The following is a 23,332-nucleotide window of genomic DNA, read 5'->3' as shown; positions in this document are numbered from 1 at the left end:
ATCCGCCCCGCCTCGGGAACTCGTTCCATGTTGCACCTGCGACCGCTTGCCGAAGACGACATCGCCTTGCTCAAGACCATCGACCGCGCCGAGCTCATCGAAGAGTTCTATCGACTGCAGGATGGGGGGCTGGTGTGTTATCGCGAACATGAAGCGGTGACCGGCTGGCCGGCGGGAGAGGCCGAGCATGACGAGGTGATCTTGCAGCAGTGTTACCAGCGTGGCGGCTGGTTGCAGGGGATCTTCGACGATGCCCGGCTGGTGGCGGCGGCTGTGGTGGACTGCCTGCCGATTGCCAGCGCCGGACTGGACCTGCGCCAGCTCAAGTTCTTGCATGTGAGCCAGGGTTGGCGTGGCCTGGGCCTGGGTCGGCAGCTGTTCGCCCTGGCCCGGGAGCAAGCCCTGGCCATGGGCGCCCAGGGGTTGTACGTCTCGGCCACGCCATCGCGGCATACGGTGGATTTCTACCAGGGGCTGGGCTGCGAGCTGCTGGTCGTTCCCGACCCGGAGCTGTTGCGCCTGGAGCCCGAGGACATCCACCTCTGCCTGCGCCTGGCCTAGGCCTCCTGCGGTTTGCGCCAGTTCGGCCAGGCGCCGAGGGTCAGCGCTCGCAGCAACCATTCGCAGGGGCCGTACTGGTGATGGCGCAGCCACAGGGCACTGAGGTGCACCTGCATCAGGTAGATGGCGATCACCACCAGCGGCAACGCCAGCGGCGGCACATGGTTGATCAGCCCCAGCCCGTAACCGGTGAACAGCAGGCAAAGGATCACCGATTGCAGCAGGTAGTTGCTCAGGGACATCCGCCCCAATGGCGCCAGGTGTCGGCACAGGCGCTGGCCCAGCGGCGAGTCGAAGGTCTTGAGCAACAGCATGGCGTAGCTGGCTGACAGCAATGGCGCGGTCAGTTGGCTGATGCCGTAGCCGACCACCTCCAGCCCTCCGCCAGGGGCGTAGGTGGCCCAGTAGCCGTAGAGCAGGGCGCCTCCCAGGCCGATGGGCAGGGTGAAGGCCAGCAGCGATGGCAGTCGGCGCTCGAAACGGTAGGGCGCCACCAGCAGCCCCTTGCGCCCGGCCGCGTAGCCCAGCAGGAACATCGCCAGGGTGCTCAGGCCCTGCAGCAGCCACAGGGCCGAGGCGGTTTCCAGCAAGTGCGAGGCGTTGTAGGTCAGGGTCTGCAGGGCGCTGCCACCCAGGGCCATGTCCTTGAGTACCGATCCGCCATCGGGCTGGCCGACGGGGAAGCCGGCGTCCAGCAGCTCAGCGCCGTAGAGCAGGAACAGCAGGGCGCTGCCGATGACCAGCAGCACCGCCAGCACCGTCGCCCCCCGTGGCGACAACCCACGCAGCGCCAGCAGGATCAGCCCCAGCAAGGCGTACAGCGAAAGGATCTCGCCATAGAACAGCAGTGCGCCATGTACCAGGCCGATGGCCAGCAACCCCAGCTGCCGACGCAGCATGCGTGGCACGAAACGCTCGCCGGAGCGCTCGGCGGAGGCCATCTGCAAGGTGAAGCTGTAGCCGAACAGGAAGGAGAACAGCAGGTAGAACTTGGCCTCGAAGAAAATCGATACCAGCCAGCGGACCAGGTGGTCGAGGGCGCTGGAGTAGGTCGGGTTGCTGACCGGCGAGGCGTAGTAGGGGTCGGCGAAGGACCAGATGTTCACCGCCAGGATGCCCAGCAGGGCGAACCCACGCAGCGCATCCACATGTTGCAGGCGGGCCGGTTGCCGGGCGCCAGGTCGGGTTGGTTGCATGTTCAGTTTCCTTGCAGCAGGTGCAGTGCCAGTTGCTGCAGCATGGGCGCCTGGGTTTGGGGGGTGAACTGCGGATCGACGGCGATGCGGGTGAACAGACCGTCAATGAGCGCGGCCAGCCAGGTGGCGGCCTGGTCAGCGCACAGTTCGGCACGGGTCAGGCCCAGGTCGCTGGCCTGGCGGACCAGGGCCGCGAGGCCGCTGCGCAGCAACTGGTCGTTGTGGCGCGCCAGCCGGGCGACCTCGGCGTCCCTGTGGCTGAGTGCGGCAATCTCCAGGGCCAGGCCGGTGTAGTTCGGGTCCTCTGCCAGTTGGCAGACGTGCTGGAGAAACCCCTGCAAGGCCAGAAGCGGTGCCTGCTGTTGCAGCAGCTGGTCCATGGCTTGCTGGATTTCCAGGCCTTCGCGGGCGATCAGTGCCAGTAGCACGGCTTGTTTGCTGGGGAAGTAGTGGAACAGATTACCGGCGCTCATATCGGCCAGCAGGCAGATGTCTGCGGTGCGGGTGGCGACAAAGCCGCTCTGGGCAAAGCAGCGGGCGGCGGCATCCAGTAGCGCGTTACACCGGGCTTCTCGTTGGGCAGGGTTGGCAGGGCGCATGCGTTGGGCCTTTCGAATTAATTGATCGGTCACTCAATTAACTCAGGGCCGCGTCGCCCCGGCAATGCAATTCTTGTGAAAAAGAGTCAACAAGGCGGGGCGACGCGCGACGTGTCGCCAGACTGGCGCCGGTGGGCGCTCAGCCTTGCTGTTGCCCCGGGTTTTCCAGGCATTGCACTTGCGTGGCAGGCAGTTGGCCTTTTCGCGTGCGCCAGGTCAGCGAGGAGAGGCTGGGAAGATAGCCGCGCTGCAGCGCTTGCTGGTAACAGGCCACGGCCCGAGCTTCGTCGCGGGTACCCCAGCGGTTGTTGGCCAGGGCATCGCCAAGGGTGTCGTAGAGCATGCCCGAGTCCAGCTTGCGCAACGCCTGCATGATCGTGGCTTCGGCCTGGGCCGGGTTCTGGCAGATTGCACCATCGCCCGCAGGGTCGCAGTAGTACATGGAAAGCATGACGGCTGCATCGGCATCGGTCTGGGCGTAAGGCAGCAGCAGCTCCTCTGCTTCTCCTGGCTTGAGCTCCGGTGCCATGCCCGAGTACCCCAGGCTGACGGCTTGCACGGCAGCCTTGGCCGAGCCATGCCTGGCGGCATCCAGCAGGATGCTCTGGCCCAGTTCGAAGAAGTACCCGGTCAACAGATACTGCTCGCGCCCGCCATAACCCAGGAACAGGTCGGCCTTGCGCTGCTGGCGCTGCATGGCGGTTTCCGCGACGGGAGCCTTCTGGTCGAGCAGGCCGTCCATGGACCATTGTTCGATGCGCACCAGTTGCCAGCAGGCACCCTGTTCGAACACAAAGGCCTGGACCACATCCCCCAGGGCGTCATGGACCACCAGGGTCTGGCCTTCCCAGCGGGTTTGCAGCCCGGCTTGGGCCTGGGCCTTGGGGGAGAGCAGGGCCAGCAGCGAGCGATTGTCGCCCGTCAGCTTGTGCCAGGTAGTGACTTCCCTGCCCTGGTCGTCATAAACCGGGCGTTGTTCGATCAACGGTGACTGGGTGAAGGCCTGTTGCAGTTCGGGGCTGTCGGCAAAGGCCTGGGCGAAGGTCGGCAGGTCTTGGGAGGGGCAAGCCACCGGCCCGGCCTGGGCGGCGCTGCCGAACAACAGGCCCAGGGCAGCCAGGAGCAACCCTGTGTGGGCACGATGGGATTCAATGGGCATGTGCCAACTCCAGGTGATCGAGCCGTTGGCACAGCCGTTGCGTCAGCCAGATAGCCAGCAACGGGGCAACGCCGCTCAGGAAACAGTAGACGTAGCCGCGTATCGGGTTCTCGGGGAACAGGGCCCAGACATTGAACAGTACCAGGGCGGCCACCAGGCCCACCTTGAGCCTCAGGCCCGGCAACAGGGCCAGCAGCGCACTGACCACGATCAGCAGAAAGAACGGCAGCTGCGCCATCGGCTCCAGAACCGCCGGATTGAACAGCTTGCGGTACAACGGGATGCCCCAGGCGTGAGCCAGGTAGAACAGCAGCACCGGCAGCGAGTGGACCGCCAGGCCGATGCCGATGCGCACCATCTGGTCGCGGTTGCTGTTGTCGTGGCTGAGACGTCGCGCTCGCTGGCGATCCAGGGAGGCCTTGATGGGGGTATGACGGGACATGGAGCACGTCCTTGCTGCCGAAGGGGATTCAGGGGCCGGTCAGGGGGAGCCGGCGCTTCATGGCGGCGGATAGTGCCGTAACTCGTGACGCTAATCCAGCCTGGCGAACGCGCGTGCAAACGCACGCTTCGGGTCCGCCGCTGCCAGGGTTCCTTTCGAGCCGGGGCAGTATCGGCCGAGGCTGGATCTTGCCGTGGAATCAGGTGCTGCAAAGGCGGTGGGTGGCGTTGGTCGGAAGTGGCTGAAGCAACATTCAGAAGCACTATCGTTCCCTGGCTCAGGGCACTTGTCTCTAGGCTTGAAGCCTGAATATCTGCGAGCACTTTTTCTTGGGAGGTGGCAAATGAATACCCGTGGCTTGCTCGATCAACTCTTGAAGTCCGGCCAGGAGCTTTTGCAGAACAAGGCGGGTGCTGCCCCGCAGGCCAAACCACAGGGTGATGCCGTTGGCCTGGGTGCCTTGCTCGGCGGCAAGACCGGCAATCTGGGAGGGCTGCTCTCCGGTGCTGGAGGCGGTGCGTTGGCCGCCGGTGCCATGGGCCTGTTGCTGGGCAACAAGAAGGCCCGCCAGTTCGGCGGCAAGGCACTGGCCTATGGTGGCCTGGCAGCCCTCGGGGTGCTGGCCTACAAGGCCTATGGCAACTGGCAGGCGCAGCAGGCTGGTGCACCACGCAACGAGCCGCAGACCCTCGATCGCCTGCCGGCCCAGCAAGCCGAGCAGCATAGCCAGGCCATCCTCAAGGCCCTGGTGGCAGCGGCCAAGGCCGATGGTCATGTGGATGAGCGCGAGCGAGCCCTGATCGAAGGCGAGTTCAGCCGGCTGGACAACGACCCGCAATTGCAGCGCTGGCTGCACGATGAGCTGAACAAGCCCCTGGACCCGGCCGATGTGGCTCGGGCGGCCAGCACCCCGGAAATGGCCGCCGAGATGTACCTGGCCAGCCTGCTGCTGGTGGACGAGCAGCACTTCATGGAAAAGGCCTACCTGGAAGAGCTGGCGCGCCAGTTGCAACTGGCCCCGGGGCTCAAGGCCGAACTGGAACAGCAGGTACGCCAGGGCGAGGGGTGAGATGGCCGCCTGCCAGGGATGGCGGTTATGCCTCGGGTAATTGCCGAAATGCCTGGCTGAAGCGGCTGGCTGCGCGCAATACCGCTATCCAGAGCGGTTGCACAAATTGATTGAAAGTCCTCCCCGTGTCGTTAAACCGCCCATAAAACCAGGATCGTCCTCGGCTATACTCCCCCCATTTTTGAATGGGTTCGAGGGCTGACTGTGAAGAATTGGACATTGCGCCAACGCATTTTGGCGAGCTTTGCGGTGATCATCGCCATCATGCTGCTGATGGTCGTCGTCTCGTACTCGCGACTGCTCAAGATCGATGCCGGCGAGCAGCGGGTCCGCGACGATGCGGTGCCCGGGGTCTATTTCAGTTCGATGATCCGCAGCGCCTGGGTCGATACCTATATCCAGACCCAGGAAATCATCGGGCTCAAGCAGAATCAGGACATCAGTGCCGAGGACGCGGCCGACTTCAAGGCCTTCGAGCAGCGCCTGGTCACGCAGATGGACAACTACAGGAAGACCATCAACAGCCGGGAGGACCAGAGTGAATTCGACGCCTTCGAAAAGGATCACCAGGAATTCAACCGCATCCAGGTAGCGGTACTCGACCTATATGAGCGCAAGCAGGGCGCCGAGGCCATCCGCCTGTTCAACGAGCAACTGACCCCGGCCTGGATCACAGGCCGCACGAAGCTCAACGACATCATCAGCGAAAACAAGGCCGTGGCCGATGCCGCCACCGCCGCGATAGACGACGCCGTGGCGACGGCCAAGGTCAGCATGGGCGTGTCGTTGCTGCTGGCAGTGCTGGCGGCTGGCCTGTGCGGCCTGCTGCTGATGCGCGCGATCATGTCGCCGATGAACCGCATCGTCGACCTCCTGGATATCATGCGCACCGGTGACCTGAGCGGGCGCCTGAACCTGGAGCGCAAGGACGAATTCGGCGCCGTGGAAACCGGCTTCAACGACATGATGAGCGAGCTGGCGACCCTGGTATCCCAGGCCCAGCGTTCCTCGGTACAGGTCACGACCTCGGTCACCGAGATCGCCGCCACGTCCAAGCAGCAACAGGCCACGGCGACCGAGACGGCCGCCACCACCACGGAGATCGGCGCCACTTCGCGGGAAATCGCCGCGACCTCGCGGGACCTGGTGCGCACCATGACCGAAGTGTCCAGCGCTGCCGACCAGGCCTCTGTGCTTGCCGGCTCCGGCCAGCAGGGCCTGGCGCGAATGGAAGACACCATGCACTCGGTCATGGGCGCGGCGGACCTGGTGAACGCCAAGCTGGGGATCCTCAACGAGAAGGCCGGCAACATCAACCAGGTGGTGGTGACCATCGTCAAGGTTGCCGACCAGACCAACCTGCTGTCGCTCAATGCCGCCATCGAGGCGGAGAAGGCTGGCGAATACGGACGCGGGTTTGCCGTGGTGGCCACCGAAGTGCGGCGCCTGGCGGACCAGACGGCAGTGGCGACCTACGACATCGAACAGATGGTTCGCGAGATCCAGTCGGCGGTGTCGGCGGGGGTCATGGGTATGGACAAGTTCTCCGAGGAGGTGCGCCGCGGCATGGCCGAAGTGCAGCAGGTGGGCGAACAGCTGTCGCAGATCATCCACCAGGTCCAGGCCCTGGCGCCCAGGGTGCTGATGGTCAACGAAGGCATGCAGGCGCAAGCTACCGGCGCCGAGCAGATCAACCACGCGCTGGTGCAACTGGGCGATGCCAGCAGCCAGACCGTCGAGTCCCTGCGCCAGGCCAGCTTCGCCATCGATGAGCTGAGCCAGGTGGCCGTAGGGCTGCGCAGTGGCGTTTCGCGTTTCAAAGTCTGATGGATGAGCTCGCGCACAAGCGCAATGGCGCTACCGGGGCCAAAAGCGTCCTGTTCCTGGTGTTCCGCATCGGCGGCGAGCGGTATGCGCTGCGCGCCGTGGATGTAGTGGAGGTATTGCCGCGCCTGCAGCTCAAGCCCATCGCCCAGGCCCCGGCCTGGGTTGCCGGGGTGTTTGCCTACCGCGGAGTGGTGGTGCCGGTCGTCGACCTGTGCCAGCTGACCTTCGGCCACCCGGCGCAGTTGCGCACCAGCACCCGGTTGGTGCTGGTGCACTACTGCAGCGATGCGCAGCAGCCCGCCCGGGTGCTGGGGCTGTTGCTGGAACAGGCCAACGACACCCTGCGCTGCGATCCGGCGCGCTTCCAGTCCTATGGCCTGGATAACCCGCTGGCACCCTACCTGGGGCCGGTGCTGGAGGATGCCGAGGGCCTGCTGCAGTGGGTGCGGGTCGACGATCTGCTGGGGCCGCCGGTGCGCGAGCTGTTGTTTCCCAGCCCGCCGCTGGATCCGGCTGAGCTTGGGGAGCCTCGATGAGCGCCGAGCAACGGTTTTTCGACTTCCTCAAGGAGCGCATTGGCCTGGACGTCGCCTCCGTGGGGCCGGCGATCATCGAGCGGGCGGTGCGCCAGCGCTGCAATGCCTTGCATATCCAGGGCAGCGACGAATATTGGCAGCGGCTGCTGGGTTCGCGGGACGAGCAGCAGGCGCTGATCGAGGCGGTGATCGTTCCCGAGACCTGGTTCTTCCGCTACCCGGAATCCTTCGCCACCCTGGTCAAGCTGGCCACTGCACGCCTGGCCCAGATCAAGGGCATGCGCGCCTTGCGGTTGCTGAGCCTGCCCTGTTCCACCGGCGAGGAGCCCTATTCGATCGCAATGGCCCTGCTCGACGGTGGCCTGGCACCCCATCAGTTCAAGGTCGATGGCCTGGACGTCAGCCCATTGTCGGTGGAACGCGCCAAGCGCGCGGTCTACGGCAAGAACTCCTTTCGCGGACAGGACACCGGGTTTCGTGAGCGCCACTTCGTCGCCGATGGCGACCGCTACAGCCTGAGCGAACGGGTCCGTGAGCAGGTGCGCTTGCAGGTCGGCAACGTGTTGGAGCCGGGGTTGCTGGCCTCCGAGCCGGTCTTCGACTTCGTGTTCTGCCGCAACCTGCTGATCTACTTCGACCAGCCGACCCAGCGCCAGGTGTTCGAAGTGCTCAAGCGCCTGACCCATGAAGAGGGCGTGCTGTTCATCGGCCCGGCCGAGGGCAGCTTGCTGGGGCGCCTGGGCATGCGTTCGATCGGCATTCCCCAGTCTTTCGCCTTCAGCCGGTACAGCGAGCCCGAGCCCACGCCGGCCCCGGTGCTGCCCTTGCCGCTGCCGTTGCCGATCCCGCCGCGCAGTGTGGTGGTGCCGCCGCGCCCGCGTCCTTTTACCGCACGGGCCGCGCAACCGGTGGCCGCGCCCGCAGAGCCGGCCAGCGAGGCCGCCAGCCTGCTGGCCAGCATCGCCACGCTGGCCAACGAGGGCAAGAGCGCCGAAGCCCGCGCCGCCTGTGAGCGCTACCTGCAGCAGCATGAGCCGGTGGCCCAGGTGTTCTACTGGCTGGGCCTGCTCAGCGACGTGGCCGGCAACGCCATGGAGGCCCAGGGTTTCTATCGCAAGGCCCTGTACCTGGCGCCGCAGCACCCCGAGGCCCTGGCGCACCTGGCTGCGCTGCTGGCCTCCCAGGGTGATGTGGCCGGCGCCCAACGTTTGCAGGAGCGTGCCGCCCGCAGCTCTCGCACCGCCGACAGTGAGTTGAAACGATGAGCCATCCCTACTCATTGGATGTGACCCGTGAAGATGCGCAGGCCATCGATGATTGCTGGAACCGCATCGGCATCCATGGCGACAAGTCCTGTCCGCTGCTGGCCGAGCATATCCATTGCCGCAACTGCTCGGTGTATTCCGCCGCTGCCACGCGCCTGCTGGACCGCTATTCGTTGCGCCAGGAGGACCTTGAGCACTCGGTGGCCCATGAGGTCGACAGCGCGGTAGCGACCCGTTCGCTGGTGATGTTCCGCCTTGGCGAGGAGTGGCTGGGCCTGCCGACCCGCTGCTTGCTGGAGGTGGCACCACAGCAGGCGATTCACTCCCTGCCGCATCAGCGCTCGCGGGCGCTGCTGGGGGTGGCCAATGTCCGAGGCGCGCTGGTGGCCTGCCTGTCGCTGACCGAATTGCTGGGGCTCGACAGCACGCCCGCGGTGGCTGCCGCGGGACGGGTGATGCCGCGGATGCTGATCATTGGGGCCGACGGTGGCCCGGTAGTGGTGCCGGTGGACGAGGTGCTTGGCATCCACGCCATCGAGGAACGCATTCTCGACCACGCTTCGACTTCCGGCGAACAGGCCAGTGCCAAGTACACCCGTGGCGTGCTGCAATGGCAGGGACGCAGCCTGCGCTTGCTGGATGAAGAGCAACTGCTCTCGGCCGTGACCCGGAGCCTCACATGACCCCCGATCAAATGCGCGATGCCTCGCTGCTGGAGCTTTTCAGCCTGGAAGCCGAAGCCCAGACCCAGGTGCTCAGCGCCGGCCTGCTGGCCCTGGAGCGCAACCCGACCCAGGCCGACCAGCTGGAAGCCTGCATGCGCGCGGCCCATTCCCTCAAGGGGGCGGCACGGATCGTCGGGGTCGATGCGGGCGTCAGCGTGGCCCATGTCATGGAGGATTGCCTGGTCAGTGCCCAGGAAGGACGGCTGTACTTGCAGCCCGAGCACATCGACGCCCTGCTCCAGGGCACCGACCTGCTGATGCGCATCGCCACCCCGGGCGGTGCCGAACTGGTGGCGCTGGACATTCCGGCCTACGTGGCACTGATGGAGCGCCTGCTGACCCAGGGACCGGACGCCACGAGTGGATCGCCCTCCATGCCGGCGACCGTTTCCGGGGGCGTACTCGGCTCATCGGTGGACGCTGTACTGGAAGCTGCGGCACACGCGCTGGCGGAGCCCGAGCCAGCGCCATCCGACGAGCCCGCCCTGGCCCCGCACCGCGGGCGGCGTGTCAGTGATGGCGGCGAGCGGGTGCTGCGGGTCACCGCCGAGCGGCTCAACAGCCTGCTGGACCTGTCCAGCAAGTCCCTGGTGGAGACCCAGCGGCTCAAGCCCTACCTGGCCACCTTGCAGCGTCTCAAGCGGATCCAGAACAACAGCCTGGCAGCACTGGAAAACCTCAACCTGCATCTCAAGGAGCATGCCCTTGGCCTGGAGGCCCAGGAAGCCCTGGAGGATGCACGCCGGCTGCTGGCCGAATCCCAGCAGCTGCTGGCGGAAAAGACCGCCGAGCTCGATGAGTTTGGCTGGCAGGCCAGCCAGCGGGCGCAGGTGCTCTATGACACGGCCCTGGCTTGCCGGATGCGGCCTTTCGCCGACGTGCTGGGTGGCCAGGTGCGCATGGTCCGCGACCTGGGTCGCAGCCTGGGCAAACAGGTGCGCCTGGAAATCGAAGGGGAAAAGACCCAGGTCGATCGTGATGTGCTGGAAAAACTCGAGGCCCCGCTGACCCATCTGCTGCGCAACGCCGTCGACCATGGCATCGAGCTGCCCGAGCAGCGGCTGCTGGCGGGCAAGCCGGCCGAAGGGCTGATTCGCTTGCGGGCCTCCCACCAGGCTGGGTTGCTGGTGCTGGAGTTGAGCGACGACGGGCATGGGGTGGACTTGGAGCGCCTGCGGCTGAGTATTGTCGAACGCCATTTGTCACCAGCCGAGACCGCAGCGCAACTCAGCGAGGAAGAACTGCTGACCTTCCTGTTCCTGCCGGGCTTCAGCCTGCGGGACAAGGTCACCGAGGTCTCCGGGCGGGGCGTCGGCCTGGATGCGGTGCAGCACATGGTGCGCCAACTGCGCGGAGCGGTGGTGCTGGAGCAGGTCTCCGGCCAGGGCAGCCGATTCCACCTGGAGGTGCCATTGACCCTGTCGGTGGTGCGCAGTCTGGTGGTGGAGGTGGGCGGCGAAGCCTATGCCTTCCCGCTGGCCCACATCGAGCGCATGTGCGACCTGGAGCCGGAGCAGATCGTCCAGGTGGAAGGGCGCCAGCATTTCTGGCACGAAGGCCGGCATGTCGGCCTGGTGGCGGCCAGCCAGCTGTTGCAGCGGCCGGCGTCCCAGGACGGTGCCGCGACCTTGAAGGTGGTGGTGATCCGCGAGCGTGAAGCGATCTACGGGATCGCCGTGGAGCGTTTCATCGGCGAGCGCACCCTGGTGGTGCTGCCGCTGGACGAGCGCCTGGGCAAGATCCAGGACATTTCCGCCGGCGCCTTGCTGGATGACGGCCGAGTGGCACTGATCGTCGATGTCGAGGACATGCTGCGTTCGGTCGACAAGCTGCTCGATACCGGTCGCCTGGAGCGCATTGCCCGACATCACCAGCAGCATGCGCAGGCCGCGCGCAAGCGTATCCTGGTGGTCGACGACTCGCTGACAGTGCGTGAATTGCAGCGCAAGCTGCTGATCAACCGTGGTTACGACGTGGCCGTGGCCGTGGACGGCATGGACGGCTGGAATGCCCTGCGTTCGGAGAGCTTCGACCTGCTGATCACCGACATCGACATGCCTCGGATGGATGGAATCGAATTGGTCACACTCCTGCGCCGTGACAATCGCCTGCAGTCGCTGCCGGTGATGGTGGTGTCCTACAAGGATCGTGAGGAAGACCGGCGCCGTGGACTGGATGCCGGTGCCGACTATTATCTAGCCAAAGCCAGTTTCCATGACGACGCCCTGCTGGATGCGGTGGTGGAGCTGATTGGAGGAGCGCGGGCATGAAGATAGCGATAGTCAACGACATGCCCATGGCGGTCGAGGCCCTGCGCCGGGCGCTGGCCTTCGATCCCAGCCACGAGGTGGTGTGGGTCGCGACCAATGGCGCAGACGCGGTGAAGTATTGCGCGGAGCTGACGCCGGACCTGATCCTCATGGATCTGATCATGCCGGTGATGGACGGGGTCGAGGCCACGCGGCGGATCATGGCCGAGTCGCCGTGCGCCATCGTGATCGTCACCGTCGATCGTCACCAGAATGTGCACCGGGTGTTCGAGGCCATGGGCCACGGCGCCCTGGATGTGGTGGACACCCCGGCGCTGGGGGCGGGCAACGCCCAGGAGGCGGCAGCTCCGCTGCTGCGCAAGATCCTCAATATCGGCTGGCTGATCGGCCAGCGCGGCAGTCGCGTGCGTTCCGCACCGATTCCCCTGCGCAGCGGTGCGCCTCGCCAGAGCCTGGTGGCCATTGGTTCTTCCGCTGGCGGGCCCGCGGCCCTGGAAGTGCTGCTCAAGGGCTTGCCAAAGGACTTTCCCGCAGCCATCGTGCTGGTCCAGCATGTCGATCAGGTGTTTGCCGCGGGCATGGCCGAATGGCTCAGCAGCGCATCGGGACTGTCGGTGCGCCTGGCCCGGGAAGGCGAGCCGCCGCAAAGCGGCACGGTGCTGCTGGCGGGCACCAATCATCACATCCGCCTGTTGAAGAACGGCACGCTGGCCTATACCGCCGAGCCGGTTAACGAGATCTACCGACCTTCCATCGATGTGTTTTTCGAAAGTGTCGCCAGCTACTGGAACGGTGATGCGGTGGGCGTACTGCTGACGGGCATGGGGCGAGACGGTGCCCAGGGCTTGAAGCTGATGCGCGATCAGGGTTATCTGACCATCGCCCAGGACCAGAACAGTAGCGCGGTGTATGGCATGCCCAAGGCGGCCGCTGCCATCGGTGCCGCCGCAGAGATTCGCCCGCTGGACAAGATCGCTCCACGTTTGCTGGAGATATTTGCCAAATGACTGATAAACGCAGCTGTCCTGGTCAGGTAGCAATTCAGGTGACAACCCATGAATGATTTACAGCTCGACGAATTCAAGACCGACGAAAACGCCGCCATGGTGTTGCTGGTAGACGACCAGGCCATGATCGGCGAGGCGGTTCGGCGTGGGTTGGCGAATGAGGAAAACATCGACTTCCACTTCTGCGCCGATCCCCACCAGGCCATTGCCCAGGCGATCCGCATCAAGCCCACGGTGATTCTCCAGGACCTGGTGATGCCGGGCCTGGATGGCCTGACCCTGGTGCGCGAGTACCGCAACCATCCGGCGACCCAGAATATCCCGATCATCGTCCTGTCCACCAAGGAAGACCCGCTGATCAAGAGTGCGGCCTTCGCCGCCGGGGCCAACGACTACCTGGTCAAGCTGCCGGACAACATCGAGCTGGTAGCGCGGATTCGCTACCACTCGCGCTCCTACATGACCCTGCTGCAGCGGGATGCGGCCTACCGGGCGTTGCGTGTCAGCCAGCAGCAGCTGCTGGACACCAACCTGGTGCTGCAGCGCCTGATGAACTCCGATGGCTTGACCGGACTGTCCAATCGCCGGCACTTCGACGAGTACCTGGAACTCGAGTGGCGCCGGGCGATGCGCGAGCAGACCCAGCTGTCGCTGCTGATGATCGATGTCGATTACTTCAAGACCTACAACGATACCTTCGGCCACCTGGAAGGCGATGAAGCCTTGCGCAAGGTGGCCACGGCCATCCGTGAGGCCAGCAGCCGGCCCTCCGACCTGCCGGCGCGCTATGGTGGCGAGGAGTTCGTGCTGGTGTTGCCCAACACCTCGCCGGGCGGGGCGCGGCTGGTGGCCGAGAAGCTGCGCCAGACCGTGGAGGCACTGAAGATCCCCCATATCGCACCGGTGGAAGGTGCCAGCCTGACCATCAGCATTGGCCTGTCGACCGTGACGCCACAACCCAACAGCCACTGTCGGCAGTTGATCTCTGCGGCGGACAAAGGGCTTTACCTGGCCAAGAACAACGGGCGCAACCAGGTCGGGATCGAGTAACCGCCTCAGCCCTGAGGCAGGTTGCCCCCGGATACTTCGATAAAGGTATCGGGAAGCAGGTAATAGCTATGGCTCGAGGTTTGCGGACAGGTCAGCAGCACCGCCTCGACCCTGTACCGGGTATGGGTTTTGAGTGTTCCATCGGCGAACAGATTGCCGATCAGGTTGCTGGCGGCGATGGGGTAGTCACCGAAGGTGTAGCGCCAGTGGCCATTTCTGGGGACGTTGACCCAGGTGGCGCTGAACTGCGCCTGCAACCATAGGGTTCGCGTGCCCACCGTGCTTTCCATGGCGCGGGTGCGGTAGTAGACCCACCACCAGAGGACCACCGCCCACAGCACCGCCAGCGCCCAGGCCAGCTGCGGGCTGGTGAGCAGGCCGATACCCAGCACTGGCAGGGCGGCGAACAGGCTCAGGATGAAGTACACGACAGCCCGCGAGCCCCTCTGGTTGCGCCGCTCCCGGGCGCTGATGTGGCGGATTTCTGCCTCGCTGAGGGTTCTCTCCATGTAGGACGGCTTCCTGATTCTGCTGGCGTGGCGTGAAGGGAATGAAGTGCGTACCCGGATTGTATAGGCCCCGGTACCCGGGTGATGGGGCTATTCGCGGTTAAAGCCGCCAAGCGGGCTGCCGTGATTCGGCGTTTCCGTTATAATCGTCGGCTTTCAAAAGTTCGCCAGCGAGTGCCGCCATCCATGGAAATCAACCCGATCCTGAACACCATCAAGGACCTGACCGAGCGTTCCCAGTCCATTCGGGGGTATCTTTGACTACGATCAAAAGCATGACCGCCTGATCGAAGTCAACCGCGAGCTGGAAGACCCCAACGTCTGGAACAAGCCCGAGTACGCCCAGGCGCTGGGCCGCGAGCGCGCCATGCTGGTCCAGGTCGTCGAGACCCTGGACACGCTGTCCGGTGGCCTGGCCGACTGCAAGGACCTGCTCGACATGGCCGTCGAGGAAGATGACGAAGGTGCCGTAGGCGACGTCGAGACCGAGCTGCAGAACCTGGATGAACTCCTGGCGAAGCTTGAGTTCCGTCGCATGTTCAGCGGCGAGATGGACATGAACAACGCCTACCTGGATATCCAGGCGGGTTCCGGCGGCACCGAGGCGCAGGACTGGGCCAACATCCTGCTGCGCATGTACCTGCGCTGGGCCGACAAGCGCGGCTTCGACGCCACTATCATGGAGCTGTCCGAGGGTGAAGTCGCCGGCATCAAGGGTGCCACCGTGCACATCAAGGGCGAGTACGCCTTTGGCTGGCTGCGTACCGAGATCGGTGTGCATCGCCTGGTTCGCAAGAGCCCGTTCGACTCCGGCGCACGTCGCCACACGTCGTTCTCTGCGGTGTTCGTATCGCCCGAGATCGACGACAAGGTCGAGATCGAGATCAACCCGGCCGACCTGCGCATCGACACCTATCGCTCATCGGGCGCCGGCGGCCAGCACGTGAACACCACCGACTCGGCGGTGCGTATCACCCACGTACCGACCAACACCGTGGTCAGTTGCCAGAACGAACGCTCCCAGCACGCCAACAAGGACACCGCCATGAAAATGCTGCGGGCCAAGTTGTACGAGCAGGAAATGCAAAAGCGCAACGCCGCCTCGCAAGCGCTGGAAGACACCAAGTCGGACATCGGCTGGGGCCACCAGATCCGCTCCTACGTACTGGATGACTCTCGCATCAAGGACCTGCGCACCGGCGTCGAGCGCAGCGACTGCCAGAAGGTCCTCGACGGCGACCTCGACCAATACCTGGAAGCGAGCCTCAAGCAGGGGCTGTAAACCGCACACCACCGCCGCGATACCGGCTGCTCGCCGGTATCGCGTGCCCTGCCCGAAAAGGGCAACGAACACCTGATGGAAAAAATGACGACATGAGCGACCTCAAGACCGAATCGCAAGACCTGCAACAGGAAGAGAACACCCTGATCGCCCTGCGCAAGGAAAAACTTGCCGCCGAGCGTGCCAAGGGTAACGCCTTCCCCAACGACTTCCGTCGCGACAGCTACTGCAACGACCTGCAGAAACAGTACGCGGACAAGACCAAGGAAGAGCTGGAAGCAGCCGCGATCCCGGTCAAGGTTGCCGGCCGCATCATGCTCAACCGTGGCTCGTTCATGGTGATCCAGGACATGACCGGTCGTATCCAGGTCTATGTCAACCGCAAGACCCTGCCGGAAGAAACCCTGGCCGCGGTCAAGACCTGGGACCTGGGCGACATCATCAGCGCCGAAGGCACCCTGGCCCGTTCGGGCAAGGGCGACCTGTACGTCGAGATGACCAACGTGCGCCTGCTGACCAAGTCGCTGCGTCCGCTGCCCGACAAGCACCACGGCCTGACCGACACCGAGCAGCGCTATCGCCAGCGTTACGTCGACCTGATGGTCAACGAGGAAACCCGCCACACCTTCCGTGTGCGTTCCCAGGTGATCTCGCACATCCGCAAGTTCCTGATCGAGCGCGACTTCCTCGAAGTCGAGACGCCGATGCTGCAGACCATTCCTGGCGGTGCGGCGGCCAAGCCGTTCGAAACCCACCACAACGCCCTGGACATGGCCATGTTCCTGCGCATCGCGCCGGAGCTGTACCTCAAGCGCCTGGTGGTAGGTGGCTTTGAAAAGGTGTTCGAGATCAACCGCAACTTCCGTAACGAAGGCGTTTCGACTCGTCACAACCCAGAATTCACCATGCTCGAGTTCTACCAGGCCTACGCCGACTACAACGACAACATGGACCTCACCGAAGAGCTGTTCCGCGAGCTGGCGCAGCTGGTACTGGGCACCACCGACGTGCCGTACGGCGACAAGGTGTTCCACTTCGGCGAGCCGTTCGTGCGCCTGTCGGTGTTCGACTCGATCCTCAAGTACAACCCCGAGCTGACCGCTGCCGACCTGCAGGACGTCGACCGCGCTCGTGACATCGCCAAGAAGGCCGGTGCCAAGGTGCTGGGCCATGAAGGCCTGGGCAAGCTGCAGGTGATGATTTTCGAAGAACTGGTCGAGCACAAGCTGGAACAGCCGCACTTCATCACCGAGTACCCGTTCGAAGTGTCGCCGCTGGCGCGCCGCAACGACGACAATCCGGCTGTTACCGATCGCTTCGAGCTGTTCATCGGTGGCCGCGAAATCGCCAATGCCTACTCCGAGCTCAACGATGCCGAAGACCAGGCCGAGCGCTTCCTGGCCCAGGTGGCCGAGAAGGACGCCGGTGACGACGAGGCGATGCACTACGACGCCGACTTCGTGCGTGCCCTGGAATACGGCATGCCGCCAACCGCCGGTGAAGGCATCGGCATCGACCGCCTGGTGATGCTGCTGACCAACTCGCCGTCGATTCGCGATGTGATCCTGTTCCCGCACATGCGGCCACAGGCCTAAGATGTAGCGAATGAGAAGCCGCCTTCAACAGGCGGCTTTTTATTGTCTGGTTGGCACTGACGTACCGCTTTTGATTCTGTGTGATTGATAAGAGGAATACCTGTCGTGAACCGCGCAATTGCTCAAGAAGGTGCAGCTGGCATCGCCACCGCGGTGGCTGAAAGTGTTCAGTATCAGGGCCGCAAGGCCAGTCGCCAGGGCAGTGAACAGCGCAGGCAGGAGATCCTCGATGCGGCCATGCGCATCGTCGTGCGTGATGGCGTGCGGGCCGTGCGTCACCGCGCGGTAGCCGCCGAAGCCGGTGTGCCGTTGTCGGCCACCACCTATTACTTCAAGGATATCGATGACCTGCTCACCGATACCTTCGCCCAGTACGTCGAGCGCAGCGCGGCGTTCATGGCCAAGCTGTGGACCAGCAACGAAGGCCTGCTGCGGGAGATGGTGGCCTATGGCGACGGCAGCCCGGACTCTCGTTCGCAGCTGGCCGACGACATCGCCCGCATGACTGCCGATTATGTGCAGCGCCAGCTCAGCACCCGCCGCGAGCACCTGATGGCCGAGCAGGCGTTCCGCCAGGAGGCGCTGCTCAACCCGCGCCTGGCCCAGCTCGTGCGCTCGCACCAGCAGATCCTGCTCCAGGGCACTTGCCAGTTCTTCCAGGTCCTGGGTTCGCGGGAGCCGCAGCAGGACGCCAAGGTGTTGACGTCTATAATCGGCCGGATGGAGTATCAGGGCCTGCTCAATGGTGCCGAACCGATGGCGGAAGAAGAAATGCTCGGCATCCTGACTCGCTACATGCACCTGGTGCTGGCTTCCATGTGAGGCCGTGGCACCCTCGACGTTCTGCTCATCGTGCTGTTCTTGGGAGTGTGGGATGAAAACCTGGCGCTTGCTGCTGGCCCTGTCGTTTCTCCTGCTGGGTGGTTGCCTGGTGTCTTTCACGCAGCCTTTGCCGGCCGGGCAGGCTGCCCCCGCCGCGATTCTGGGCAAGTGGACTGGCAAGAATGCCTGGGGTGAACCCATGGACCTGCAACTCAGTCGCCTGGACGGCAATCGCTACCAGGCTGTGAGCCGTTCCAACGGTAAGGTGCGGGCGCCGGATGTCCATGAGTTCACGGTGGCTCGCCATGGCAGCCGCTGGTACTTGTCGGCTGCCGTGCCAGAGCGCTTCGGTGGGCATTTCGTCCTTGCCGGTTTCGAACTCGACGACCAGCATGAGCTGGTGCTCTTCAGCCTCGACATGGAACAGATCAACCAGGCCCTGGGTCAAAAATCCCTGAGCGGCCGCTCCTTCAGCACCGAGGCCGGCGACGGCGTACTGGTCGACAGCACGCTGGCCAACGTCTTCGCCTACCTGGATGATCCGGCCAATTCCGACGTGTTCGTCGAGGCGGCGCGCTTTCAACGGGCCGGCCAATAACCGGTTCGAACGATTCAACAGAGGGAATTTCGGGTGGACGACTACCAGCAGACGATACGCACTTTGTCCGATCGCATAGTGCTGGCACAGACACCGATCCGCGTGCTGGATGCGGTGAAGTGGGACGAGAGCATCCGCAAAGGTTTTCTCAAGGCCAAGGGCAAGGAAATGCCGGCAGTGGACCGGTCCTACTACGAAGGGCGCCCGCTGTCCTTCGACTCCGCTGCGGTGAAGCTGGAGTTCCAGAACATCGAGCGCGATATCACCCGCCAGCTGGGCCAGTTCAACCCGGTGGGACAGATCATGCGTCGCATGTGCAAGGAGTACCGGATGGTGGTGCGCATGCTCGAGGCCCGTGGCACCGCTGACTTCGGCCTGATTTCCCAGGAGCTGTATGGCGCGGCCTCGGACGCCTTCCATGCCGGCGATCCGACCCTGGCGGACCTCGGGTTGATGATGTCCGACTACCTGAACAACATCGATGGCCGTGGCGATCTCAAGGACGAGCCCAAGACCCTCAATGCCAAGGACGCGGTGAGCCTGCTGCAGAGCCGACTGAACAAGGTGTTCGGCGAGGCCGAGGAAACCATCCGGGTGTTCGAGTCCGACGGCATCGTCGCCGATGCGGCGGCAGGCGCGGACTACATCAAGATCCGCAGCGATGCGATGTTCAACGACCGTGACGTACGGGCGCTGGAAGTCCACGAGGGGCTGGTGCACGTGGGCACGACCTTGAATGGCCTGAACCAGCCGATCTGCACCTTCCTGGCCAAGGGCCCGCCCTCGTCGACGGTGACGCAGGAGGGCCTCGCGATCCTCATGGAGATCATCACCTTCGCCTCTTACCCCAGCCGCCTGCGCAAGCTGACCAACCGTACCCGGGCCATCCACATGGTCGAGGAGGGGGCGGACTTCCTGCAGGTGTTCGAGTTCTTTCGGGAGCAGGGGTTCGAGATGGCCGAGAGCTATGGCAACGCTAGCCGGGTATTTCGCGGTTCGGTGCCCACGGGACTGCCTTTTACCAAGGACTTGTCCTATCTCAAGGGCTTCATCATGGTTTACAACTACATTCAGCTGGCTGTGCGCAAAGGCAAGCTGGAGCAGGTGCCGTTGCTGTTCTGCGGCAAGACCACCCTGGAAGACATGCGCACCTTGCGCCAGCTGGTGGACGAAGGGCTGGTGGTGGCGCCCAAGTACCTGCCCGATCAGTTCCGCGACATGAACGCCCTGTCGGCATGGATGTGTTTCTCCAACTTCCTCAATCATCTGAGCCTGGACCGGATCGAGGCCGACTATTCCAACATCCTTTGACTGCTGCCGGGGGGCGCACATGGACGTATCCACAGACACCTGCAGCTGCTCGCACAGGTTGCCAAAAATACCGCAGGGGCTTCAGCGACGCTGGCAATCGCATCCGGGGTGCGGCTTCTCGCTGGCGGGGAGCTGTGGATGAACAGGTCACTCAGAGGTTGCGTGGCCCTCGCCCTGCTGCTGGGCCTGCTGCAGGGCTGCAGCTCATTGCTGTTCTACCCGGAGCCCGGCCTGCCATTCACTCCGCAGCGGGCCAAGCTCGAATACCGTGACATCACCCTGAACACCGCCGATGGCCTGAAGCTCCGTGCCTGGTGGCTGCCGGCCAAGGCCGGAGTGCCGGTCAAGGGCACGGTGCTGCATTTGCATGGCAATGGCGGCAACCTGGCGTGGCACCTGGGAGGCAGCTGGTGGTTGCCGGAGCAGGGTTACCAGGTGCTGATGCTGGACTATCGCGGTTTTGGCGTGTCCGAAGGTGAGCCCTCCCTGCCGGCGATCTACCAGGACCTCGATGCGGCCTTCAAATGGCTCGACCAGGCCCCCGAGGTGCAGGGCAAGCCGCGCGTGCTGCTCGGCCAGAGCCTGGGTGGCGCGCTGGCGATCCACTACCTGGTGGAGCATCCCGAGCGCCAGGCCCAGTTCAAGGCCATCGTCCTCGACGGTGTACCGGCCAGTTATCGCGATGTCGGGCGTTATGCCCTCAGCACCTCGTGGTTGACGTGGCCATTGCAGGTGCCGCTGTCCTGGCTGGTGCCGGATGGCGACAGCGCGATCCATTCCATGCCGCGCCTGACCGGGGTGCCCAAGCTGATCTACCACAGCCTCGACGATCAACTCGTGCCTCTTTCCAATGGCATCCGTCTGTATCAAGCTGCGCCCCCCCCCCGGGTCCTGCAGCTGACCCGCGGTGACCATGTACAAACCTTTGCCGATCCGACCTGGCGCAGCGTGATGCTGCGCTACCTCGACGATCCGCAGCATTTCGACGGGTTGCGCCGCCTGGGGGAAATCCCCAACTACCCGGCGACGCCGAATTCAGCAGTTGAACCTCCAGAGAGTCCGCAATGAGTGAAGAACGCAACGTCCTCCCAATGATCATCACCGGTATCTGCAGCATCATCGGTACCGTGGCCTGCCTGTGGTACTACGGCTACCTGCATTTCGCCAAGCCGGAGGATGCGTTGCTGCTCAACGACTTCACCATGCTCAAGACCATTCCCGGCGAAGACTACAAGGTGTCCCTGCAGCCGGCGGCGCAGGTGGCCCAATGCGTCGATGGCGTGCTGGTGCTGTTTGATACCGATCAGAAAGGCCTGACCGGTGTGCTGATCAACAACAAGAAGCAGGCGGTGCGCTGCCTGGGCCAGGAAACGCCACAACTGGTGCAGTGAGCGTCCGGCGGGCGCTGGCCGGCCTTTTCCAGATGCACAAAAAAACGCCGCGGGCCTCAAGCCCGCGGCGTTTTGTCTTACCGGCCAGTCAAGGCCGGTGCCAGCATCAGCGGACCGAAGAGCGCGGTGCCACTGGCTGGTTGTCGTTGGAAATGGTCACTTCCACGCGACGGTTCATGGCGCGGCCGGAGACGCTGCCGTTGTCGGCAACCGGGTATTCCTTGCCATAGCCCTGGGAAACGATGCGCGCAGGGTCGATACCCATGCGGATCAGGGCCATCTGTACCGAGCCGGCACGGCGCTCGGACAGCGACTGGTTGTAGGAGTCGCGACCGGTGCTGTCGGTGTAGCCTTCGACGATCACCTTGCGGTCCGGATTCTGCTGGAGGAATTGCGCCAGCTTGTTGATGTTGGCCAGGCCGCTGGACTTCAGGTCCGACTTGTTGGTGGCGAACAGCACGTCACCGAAGGTCACCAGGGTGCCGCGGTCGGTCTGCTTGGCGTTGAGGCTGGACTGCAGCTGCTTGATCTGTGCATCACGGGCATCGAGGATGGCCCGGGCGCGCTGGTCGCCAGCGTCCTTGAGCTTGATCTCGGCGGTGCGCAGGGCAATGGTTTCCTTGGCCACTTCAACGCGCTGGTTGGTCAGGTAGGCCAGCTGGTCGACCTTCTTCTCGTTTTCCTTGTCCAGGTAGGCCTGGTCGGCCTTGTTCATCCAGTCGGCGGCGTCCTTGGTTTCCAGGGCGGCGAGCTTGCTGGCCTGCGGGTTGGACTGCAGGCCCGAGAAGTTGGTCCGGGCATTTTCCAGGTTGGCATTCGGCGGGGTGGAGCAGGCCGCCAGGGCTACGCTCATGGCCAGCAGGGCAGGGATCATCAGTTGTTTGCGCATAGTGTTCGTCCTTTCAATCGATTACGAGTACGTGGGAATCGGCGGCGGCTTACTGCACGCTGCGCATACCTTCCTGACGCAGTTCCTGAACGCCTTTCTGGGAGTCCTTCAGCGCCTGCTCGGCCTTGGCGGCCTGTGCCTTGCGCTCGGCAACCCGGGCATCCCACTCGGCCTGTTCAGCCAGGCGACGAGCCTCGTCGTAGTTCTTGTCGTGCATGGCGATTTCGGCTTGCTTGAACTTGTCCTGCGCCGCCTTCATTTCCACTGCGGCGAACTCGGTGCCGCCCGCGGTTACTGCGCTATTGACCGCAGATTGGGTGACCGCGTACTGCTCGGAGGGCGGGTTCCCGGCACAACCGGCCAGTACCATGCTGCTACCGAGGGCCAGCGCGGCCAGTTTCAGTCCGCGCAGAGAGGTGAACGAGGATTTGGCAGTGCTGATCTTCATGGTCTTCAACTCCATTGGGTAACTCCTGGGAAACATCAAAATCCACCCCGGTCCAGGCGCCGTGACGCTGAGTGACGACAAGCGCTGATGGCAAAATTTGAAACGGCCGTTCCAGTGATGGCTAATGGGTGTGACCCGAGGCGTTTTTGAATAGTTCAGCGAAAGATGGCGATTGGCCAAAAAAAATCGGACATCGCGCAAAGCCCCTGAAACCGGGAACTTTTGCCGTGCGCAGGGGTATTCCCGGCTTCTCGCGAAACCGGGAATGATGAGCAGGAGCGGGCGAGCGGTTCAGTGCCTGGGCTTGTCGGACTGGCTCGACATCAGGTGCAGGTGCTGGCGTGACAAGGCCAGGAAACGAGGGGTGGGACCGACATCTTCGTACAGCGGATCGCCTTCTTCATCGACCGCCACCACGTGCTGGCCCTGGATGTAGGGGAAGCTCGCTTCGAGCTCTTCCAGGGCGGCGCCGATCAGTTCGCCCAGAAGTTCTTCGGTCTGGCGCTTGGGGTACATCTCGGAAAGGGCGGCCAGGCGTGCGGCAGCCTCCATGTCCAGATGGATCCGGTAGCCGGTTCTGGTCAGGCGACCTTTGGCGTTCTCTTCCCAGTGTTGCGCGAGTTCACGGATTTTCATGCTGACCTCGATGGATACCTGTTCGTGGCAGGTTGGCGTGGGGTGACCGGCCGGTGCCGGTGCGTGGCCCTTGTACGGCCTATTCTTGAGACTAGCCCTATTGTCGAAGGTGGGTGCCCGGTTCCGCCTGTGCTTGCTAAGGGTC

24 protein-coding genes are annotated in these 23,332 nt (G+C 64.0%); 16 read left to right on the top strand and 8 right to left on the bottom strand.

The window, feature by feature from the left end:
• Nucleotides 1-27: 27 nt before the first annotated feature.
• On the top strand, nt 28-561 hold the full coding sequence (locus LGQ10_RS13510) for a GNAT family N-acetyltransferase (protein ID WP_226525835.1): 534 nt from the start codon (nt 28-30) through the stop codon (nt 559-561).
• Here LGQ10_RS13510 and LGQ10_RS13505 read toward each other — a convergent pair.
• The 4 genes from LGQ10_RS13505 to LGQ10_RS13490 form a co-directional block, all read right to left on the bottom strand.
• Nucleotides 558-1,757 (bottom strand): DUF418 domain-containing protein, encoded by a 1,200-nt coding sequence (locus tag LGQ10_RS13505; RefSeq protein ID WP_226525834.1) that lies wholly within the window; start codon nt 1,755-1,757, stop codon nt 558-560. The two genes, LGQ10_RS13510 and LGQ10_RS13505, sit on opposite strands and share 4 nt — an antisense overlap.
• 2 nt (nt 1,758-1,759) lie before the next feature.
• Nucleotides 1,760-2,356, bottom strand: a complete 597-nt coding sequence (locus LGQ10_RS13500) for a TetR/AcrR family transcriptional regulator (RefSeq protein ID WP_226525833.1) — start codon at nt 2,354-2,356, stop codon at nt 1,760-1,762.
• A gap of 139 nt (nt 2,357-2,495) precedes the next feature.
• Nucleotides 2,496-3,515, bottom strand: coding sequence for a hypothetical protein (locus tag LGQ10_RS13495; RefSeq protein WP_226525832.1), 1,020 nt, complete (start codon nt 3,513-3,515; stop codon nt 2,496-2,498).
• Nucleotides 3,505-3,957, bottom strand: coding sequence for a hypothetical protein (locus LGQ10_RS13490; protein ID WP_058433203.1), 453 nt, complete (start codon nt 3,955-3,957; stop codon nt 3,505-3,507). Before LGQ10_RS13490 ends, LGQ10_RS13495 begins: the two co-directional genes overlap by 11 nt.
• 343 nt (nt 3,958-4,300) lie before the next feature.
• Between LGQ10_RS13490 and LGQ10_RS13485 the strand changes: the two genes are divergently transcribed.
• The 8 genes from LGQ10_RS13485 (at nt 4,301) to LGQ10_RS13450 (ending at nt 13,706) form a co-directional block, all read left to right on the top strand.
• Entirely contained in the window at nt 4,301-5,026 is a 726-nt protein-coding gene (locus LGQ10_RS13485; RefSeq protein ID WP_226525831.1) for a tellurite resistance TerB family protein, read from the top strand.
• A 204-nt stretch (nt 5,027-5,230) separates the two neighbouring features.
• Complete coding sequence (locus LGQ10_RS13480; protein WP_058433201.1) at nt 5,231-6,853, top strand: methyl-accepting chemotaxis protein; 1,623 nt, start codon at nt 5,231-5,233, stop codon at nt 6,851-6,853.
• The gene (locus LGQ10_RS13475) at nt 6,853-7,389 is read left to right on the top strand and encodes a chemotaxis protein CheW (protein WP_226525830.1); all 537 of its coding nucleotides are present in this window, start codon (nt 6,853-6,855) and stop codon (nt 7,387-7,389) included. Before LGQ10_RS13480 ends, LGQ10_RS13475 begins: the two co-directional genes overlap by 1 nt.
• Nucleotides 7,386-8,654 carry a CheR family methyltransferase gene (locus LGQ10_RS13470; RefSeq protein ID WP_058433199.1) on the top strand — a complete coding sequence of 423 codons (1,269 nt, stop codon included), beginning with the start codon at nt 7,386-7,388 and terminating at the stop codon, nt 8,652-8,654. Before LGQ10_RS13475 ends, LGQ10_RS13470 begins: the two co-directional genes overlap by 4 nt.
• Nucleotides 8,651-9,337 (top strand): chemotaxis protein CheW, encoded by a 687-nt coding sequence (locus LGQ10_RS13465; protein WP_058433198.1) that lies wholly within the window; start codon nt 8,651-8,653, stop codon nt 9,335-9,337. The genes LGQ10_RS13470 and LGQ10_RS13465 overlap by 4 nt, the downstream gene beginning before the upstream one ends.
• Entirely contained in the window at nt 9,334-11,649 is a 2,316-nt protein-coding gene (locus LGQ10_RS13460) for a hybrid sensor histidine kinase/response regulator (RefSeq protein ID WP_226525829.1), read from the top strand. Before LGQ10_RS13465 ends, LGQ10_RS13460 begins: the two co-directional genes overlap by 4 nt.
• Nucleotides 11,646-12,656, top strand: a complete 1,011-nt coding sequence (locus tag LGQ10_RS13455; protein WP_058433196.1) for a chemotaxis response regulator protein-glutamate methylesterase — start codon at nt 11,646-11,648, stop codon at nt 12,654-12,656. Before LGQ10_RS13460 ends, LGQ10_RS13455 begins: the two co-directional genes overlap by 4 nt.
• 48 nt (nt 12,657-12,704) lie before the next feature.
• Nucleotides 12,705-13,706, top strand: coding sequence for a response regulator (locus tag LGQ10_RS13450; RefSeq protein WP_226525828.1), 1,002 nt, complete (start codon nt 12,705-12,707; stop codon nt 13,704-13,706).
• A 5-nt stretch (nt 13,707-13,711) separates the two neighbouring features.
• Here LGQ10_RS13450 and LGQ10_RS13445 read toward each other — a convergent pair whose 3' ends face one another.
• Nucleotides 13,712-14,215 (bottom strand): hypothetical protein, encoded by a 504-nt coding sequence (locus LGQ10_RS13445; protein ID WP_226525827.1) that lies wholly within the window; start codon nt 14,213-14,215, stop codon nt 13,712-13,714.
• A 186-nt stretch (nt 14,216-14,401) separates the two neighbouring features.
• On the opposite strand from LGQ10_RS13445, the gene prfB reads away from it, so the two are divergent.
• The 7 genes from prfB to LGQ10_RS13410 all read left to right on the top strand — a co-directional run bounded on the left by prfB (nt 14,402) and on the right by LGQ10_RS13410 (nt 21,214).
• Nucleotides 14,402-15,497, top strand: a protein-coding gene (gene prfB, locus LGQ10_RS13440; protein ID WP_226525826.1) for a peptide chain release factor 2 whose coding sequence is annotated in 2 segments (ribosomal slippage) — nt 14,402-14,473 and nt 14,475-15,497 — 1,095 coding nt in all. Because the reading frame shifts where the segments join, the coding sequence is not laid out codon by codon here.
• A gap of 92 nt (nt 15,498-15,589) precedes the next feature.
• Nucleotides 15,590-17,092 carry a lysine--tRNA ligase gene (gene lysS / locus LGQ10_RS13435; RefSeq protein WP_058436257.1) on the top strand — a complete coding sequence of 501 codons (1,503 nt, stop codon included), beginning with the start codon at nt 15,590-15,592 and terminating at the stop codon, nt 17,090-17,092.
• Between the two features lie 105 nt (nt 17,093-17,197).
• Entirely contained in the window at nt 17,198-17,914 is a 717-nt protein-coding gene (locus LGQ10_RS13430; protein WP_226525825.1) for a TetR/AcrR family transcriptional regulator, read from the top strand.
• 52 nt (nt 17,915-17,966) lie between these two features.
• Nucleotides 17,967-18,512, top strand: coding sequence for a hypothetical protein (locus LGQ10_RS13425; RefSeq protein ID WP_226525824.1), 546 nt, complete (start codon nt 17,967-17,969; stop codon nt 18,510-18,512).
• A gap of 33 nt (nt 18,513-18,545) precedes the next feature.
• Nucleotides 18,546-19,823: a flavohemoglobin expression-modulating QEGLA motif protein gene (locus LGQ10_RS13420; RefSeq protein ID WP_413247596.1), complete on the top strand. Its 1,278-nt coding sequence runs from the start codon at nt 18,546-18,548 to the stop codon at nt 19,821-19,823.
• Nucleotides 19,824-19,961: 138 nt separating this feature from the next.
• Nucleotides 19,962-20,891, top strand: a complete 930-nt coding sequence (locus LGQ10_RS13415) for an alpha/beta hydrolase (protein WP_226525823.1) — start codon at nt 19,962-19,964, stop codon at nt 20,889-20,891.
• A complete protein-coding gene (locus LGQ10_RS13410; protein WP_058433544.1) occupies nt 20,888-21,214 on the top strand; it encodes a hypothetical protein in 327 nt (108 codons plus the stop codon). The genes LGQ10_RS13415 and LGQ10_RS13410 overlap by 4 nt, the downstream gene beginning before the upstream one ends.
• 106 nt (nt 21,215-21,320) lie before the next feature.
• Here LGQ10_RS13410 and LGQ10_RS13405 read toward each other — a convergent pair whose 3' ends face one another.
• The 3 genes from LGQ10_RS13405 to LGQ10_RS13395 all read right to left on the bottom strand — a co-directional run bounded on the left by LGQ10_RS13405 (nt 21,321) and on the right by LGQ10_RS13395 (nt 23,187).
• Nucleotides 21,321-22,103, bottom strand: coding sequence for an OmpA family protein (locus LGQ10_RS13405; protein ID WP_226525822.1), 783 nt, complete (start codon nt 22,101-22,103; stop codon nt 21,321-21,323).
• Nucleotides 22,104-22,152: 49 nt separating this feature from the next.
• Complete coding sequence (locus LGQ10_RS13400; RefSeq protein ID WP_058433424.1) at nt 22,153-22,566, bottom strand: DUF4398 domain-containing protein; 414 nt, start codon at nt 22,564-22,566, stop codon at nt 22,153-22,155.
• A 276-nt stretch (nt 22,567-22,842) separates the two neighbouring features.
• The gene (locus LGQ10_RS13395; RefSeq protein WP_226525821.1) at nt 22,843-23,187 is read right to left on the bottom strand and encodes a pilin assembly protein; all 345 of its coding nucleotides are present in this window, start codon (nt 23,185-23,187) and stop codon (nt 22,843-22,845) included.
• Between the last annotated feature and the right edge of the window lie 145 nt (nt 23,188-23,332).

Source organism: Pseudomonas sp. L5B5, from assembly GCF_020520285.1.
Classification (GTDB): domain Bacteria; phylum Pseudomonadota; class Gammaproteobacteria; order Pseudomonadales; family Pseudomonadaceae; genus Aquipseudomonas.
Note: the sequence above shows the minus strand (reverse complement) of the source record. Positions and strands in the feature narration are given on the sequence as shown.

Bases quoted from the DNA above. Each gene is read 5' to 3' on its own strand.
- LGQ10_RS13505 (WP_226525834.1), bottom strand. From the start codon at position 1,757: ATGCAACCAACCCGACCTGGCGCCCGGCAACCGGCCCGCCTGCAACAT.
- LGQ10_RS13455 (WP_058433196.1), top strand. From the start codon at position 11,646: ATGAAGATAGCGATAGTCAACGACATGCCCATGGCGGTCGAGGCCCTG.
- LGQ10_RS13495 (WP_226525832.1), bottom strand. From the start codon at position 3,515: ATGCCCATTGAATCCCATCGTGCCCACACAGGGTTGCTCCTGGCTGCC.
- LGQ10_RS13510 (WP_226525835.1), top strand. From the start codon at position 28: ATGTTGCACCTGCGACCGCTTGCCGAAGACGACATCGCCTTGCTCAAG.
- LGQ10_RS13490 (WP_058433203.1), bottom strand. From the start codon at position 3,957: ATGTCCCGTCATACCCCCATCAAGGCCTCCCTGGATCGCCAGCGAGCG.
- LGQ10_RS13485 (WP_226525831.1), top strand. From the start codon at position 4,301: ATGAATACCCGTGGCTTGCTCGATCAACTCTTGAAGTCCGGCCAGGAG.
- LGQ10_RS13465 (WP_058433198.1), top strand. From the start codon at position 8,651: ATGAGCCATCCCTACTCATTGGATGTGACCCGTGAAGATGCGCAGGCC.
- LGQ10_RS13400 (WP_058433424.1), bottom strand. From the start codon at position 22,566: ATGGAGTTGAAGACCATGAAGATCAGCACTGCCAAATCCTCGTTCACC.
- LGQ10_RS13500 (WP_226525833.1), bottom strand. From the start codon at position 2,356: ATGCGCCCTGCCAACCCTGCCCAACGAGAAGCCCGGTGTAACGCGCTA.
- LGQ10_RS13445 (WP_226525827.1), bottom strand. From the start codon at position 14,215: ATGGAGAGAACCCTCAGCGAGGCAGAAATCCGCCACATCAGCGCCCGG.
- LGQ10_RS13405 (WP_226525822.1), bottom strand. From the start codon at position 22,103: ATGCGCAAACAACTGATGATCCCTGCCCTGCTGGCCATGAGCGTAGCC.
- lysS (WP_058436257.1), top strand. From the start codon at position 15,590: ATGAGCGACCTCAAGACCGAATCGCAAGACCTGCAACAGGAAGAGAAC.
- LGQ10_RS13470 (WP_058433199.1), top strand. From the start codon at position 7,386: ATGAGCGCCGAGCAACGGTTTTTCGACTTCCTCAAGGAGCGCATTGGC.
- LGQ10_RS13395 (WP_226525821.1), bottom strand. From the start codon at position 23,187: ATGAAAATCCGTGAACTCGCGCAACACTGGGAAGAGAACGCCAAAGGT.
- LGQ10_RS13475 (WP_226525830.1), top strand. From the start codon at position 6,853: ATGGATGAGCTCGCGCACAAGCGCAATGGCGCTACCGGGGCCAAAAGC.
- LGQ10_RS13460 (WP_226525829.1), top strand. From the start codon at position 9,334: ATGACCCCCGATCAAATGCGCGATGCCTCGCTGCTGGAGCTTTTCAGC.
- LGQ10_RS13410 (WP_058433544.1), top strand. From the start codon at position 20,888: ATGAGTGAAGAACGCAACGTCCTCCCAATGATCATCACCGGTATCTGC.
- LGQ10_RS13415 (WP_226525823.1), top strand. From the start codon at position 19,962: ATGAACAGGTCACTCAGAGGTTGCGTGGCCCTCGCCCTGCTGCTGGGC.
- LGQ10_RS13425 (WP_226525824.1), top strand. From the start codon at position 17,967: ATGAAAACCTGGCGCTTGCTGCTGGCCCTGTCGTTTCTCCTGCTGGGT.
- LGQ10_RS13450 (WP_226525828.1), top strand. From the start codon at position 12,705: ATGAATGATTTACAGCTCGACGAATTCAAGACCGACGAAAACGCCGCC.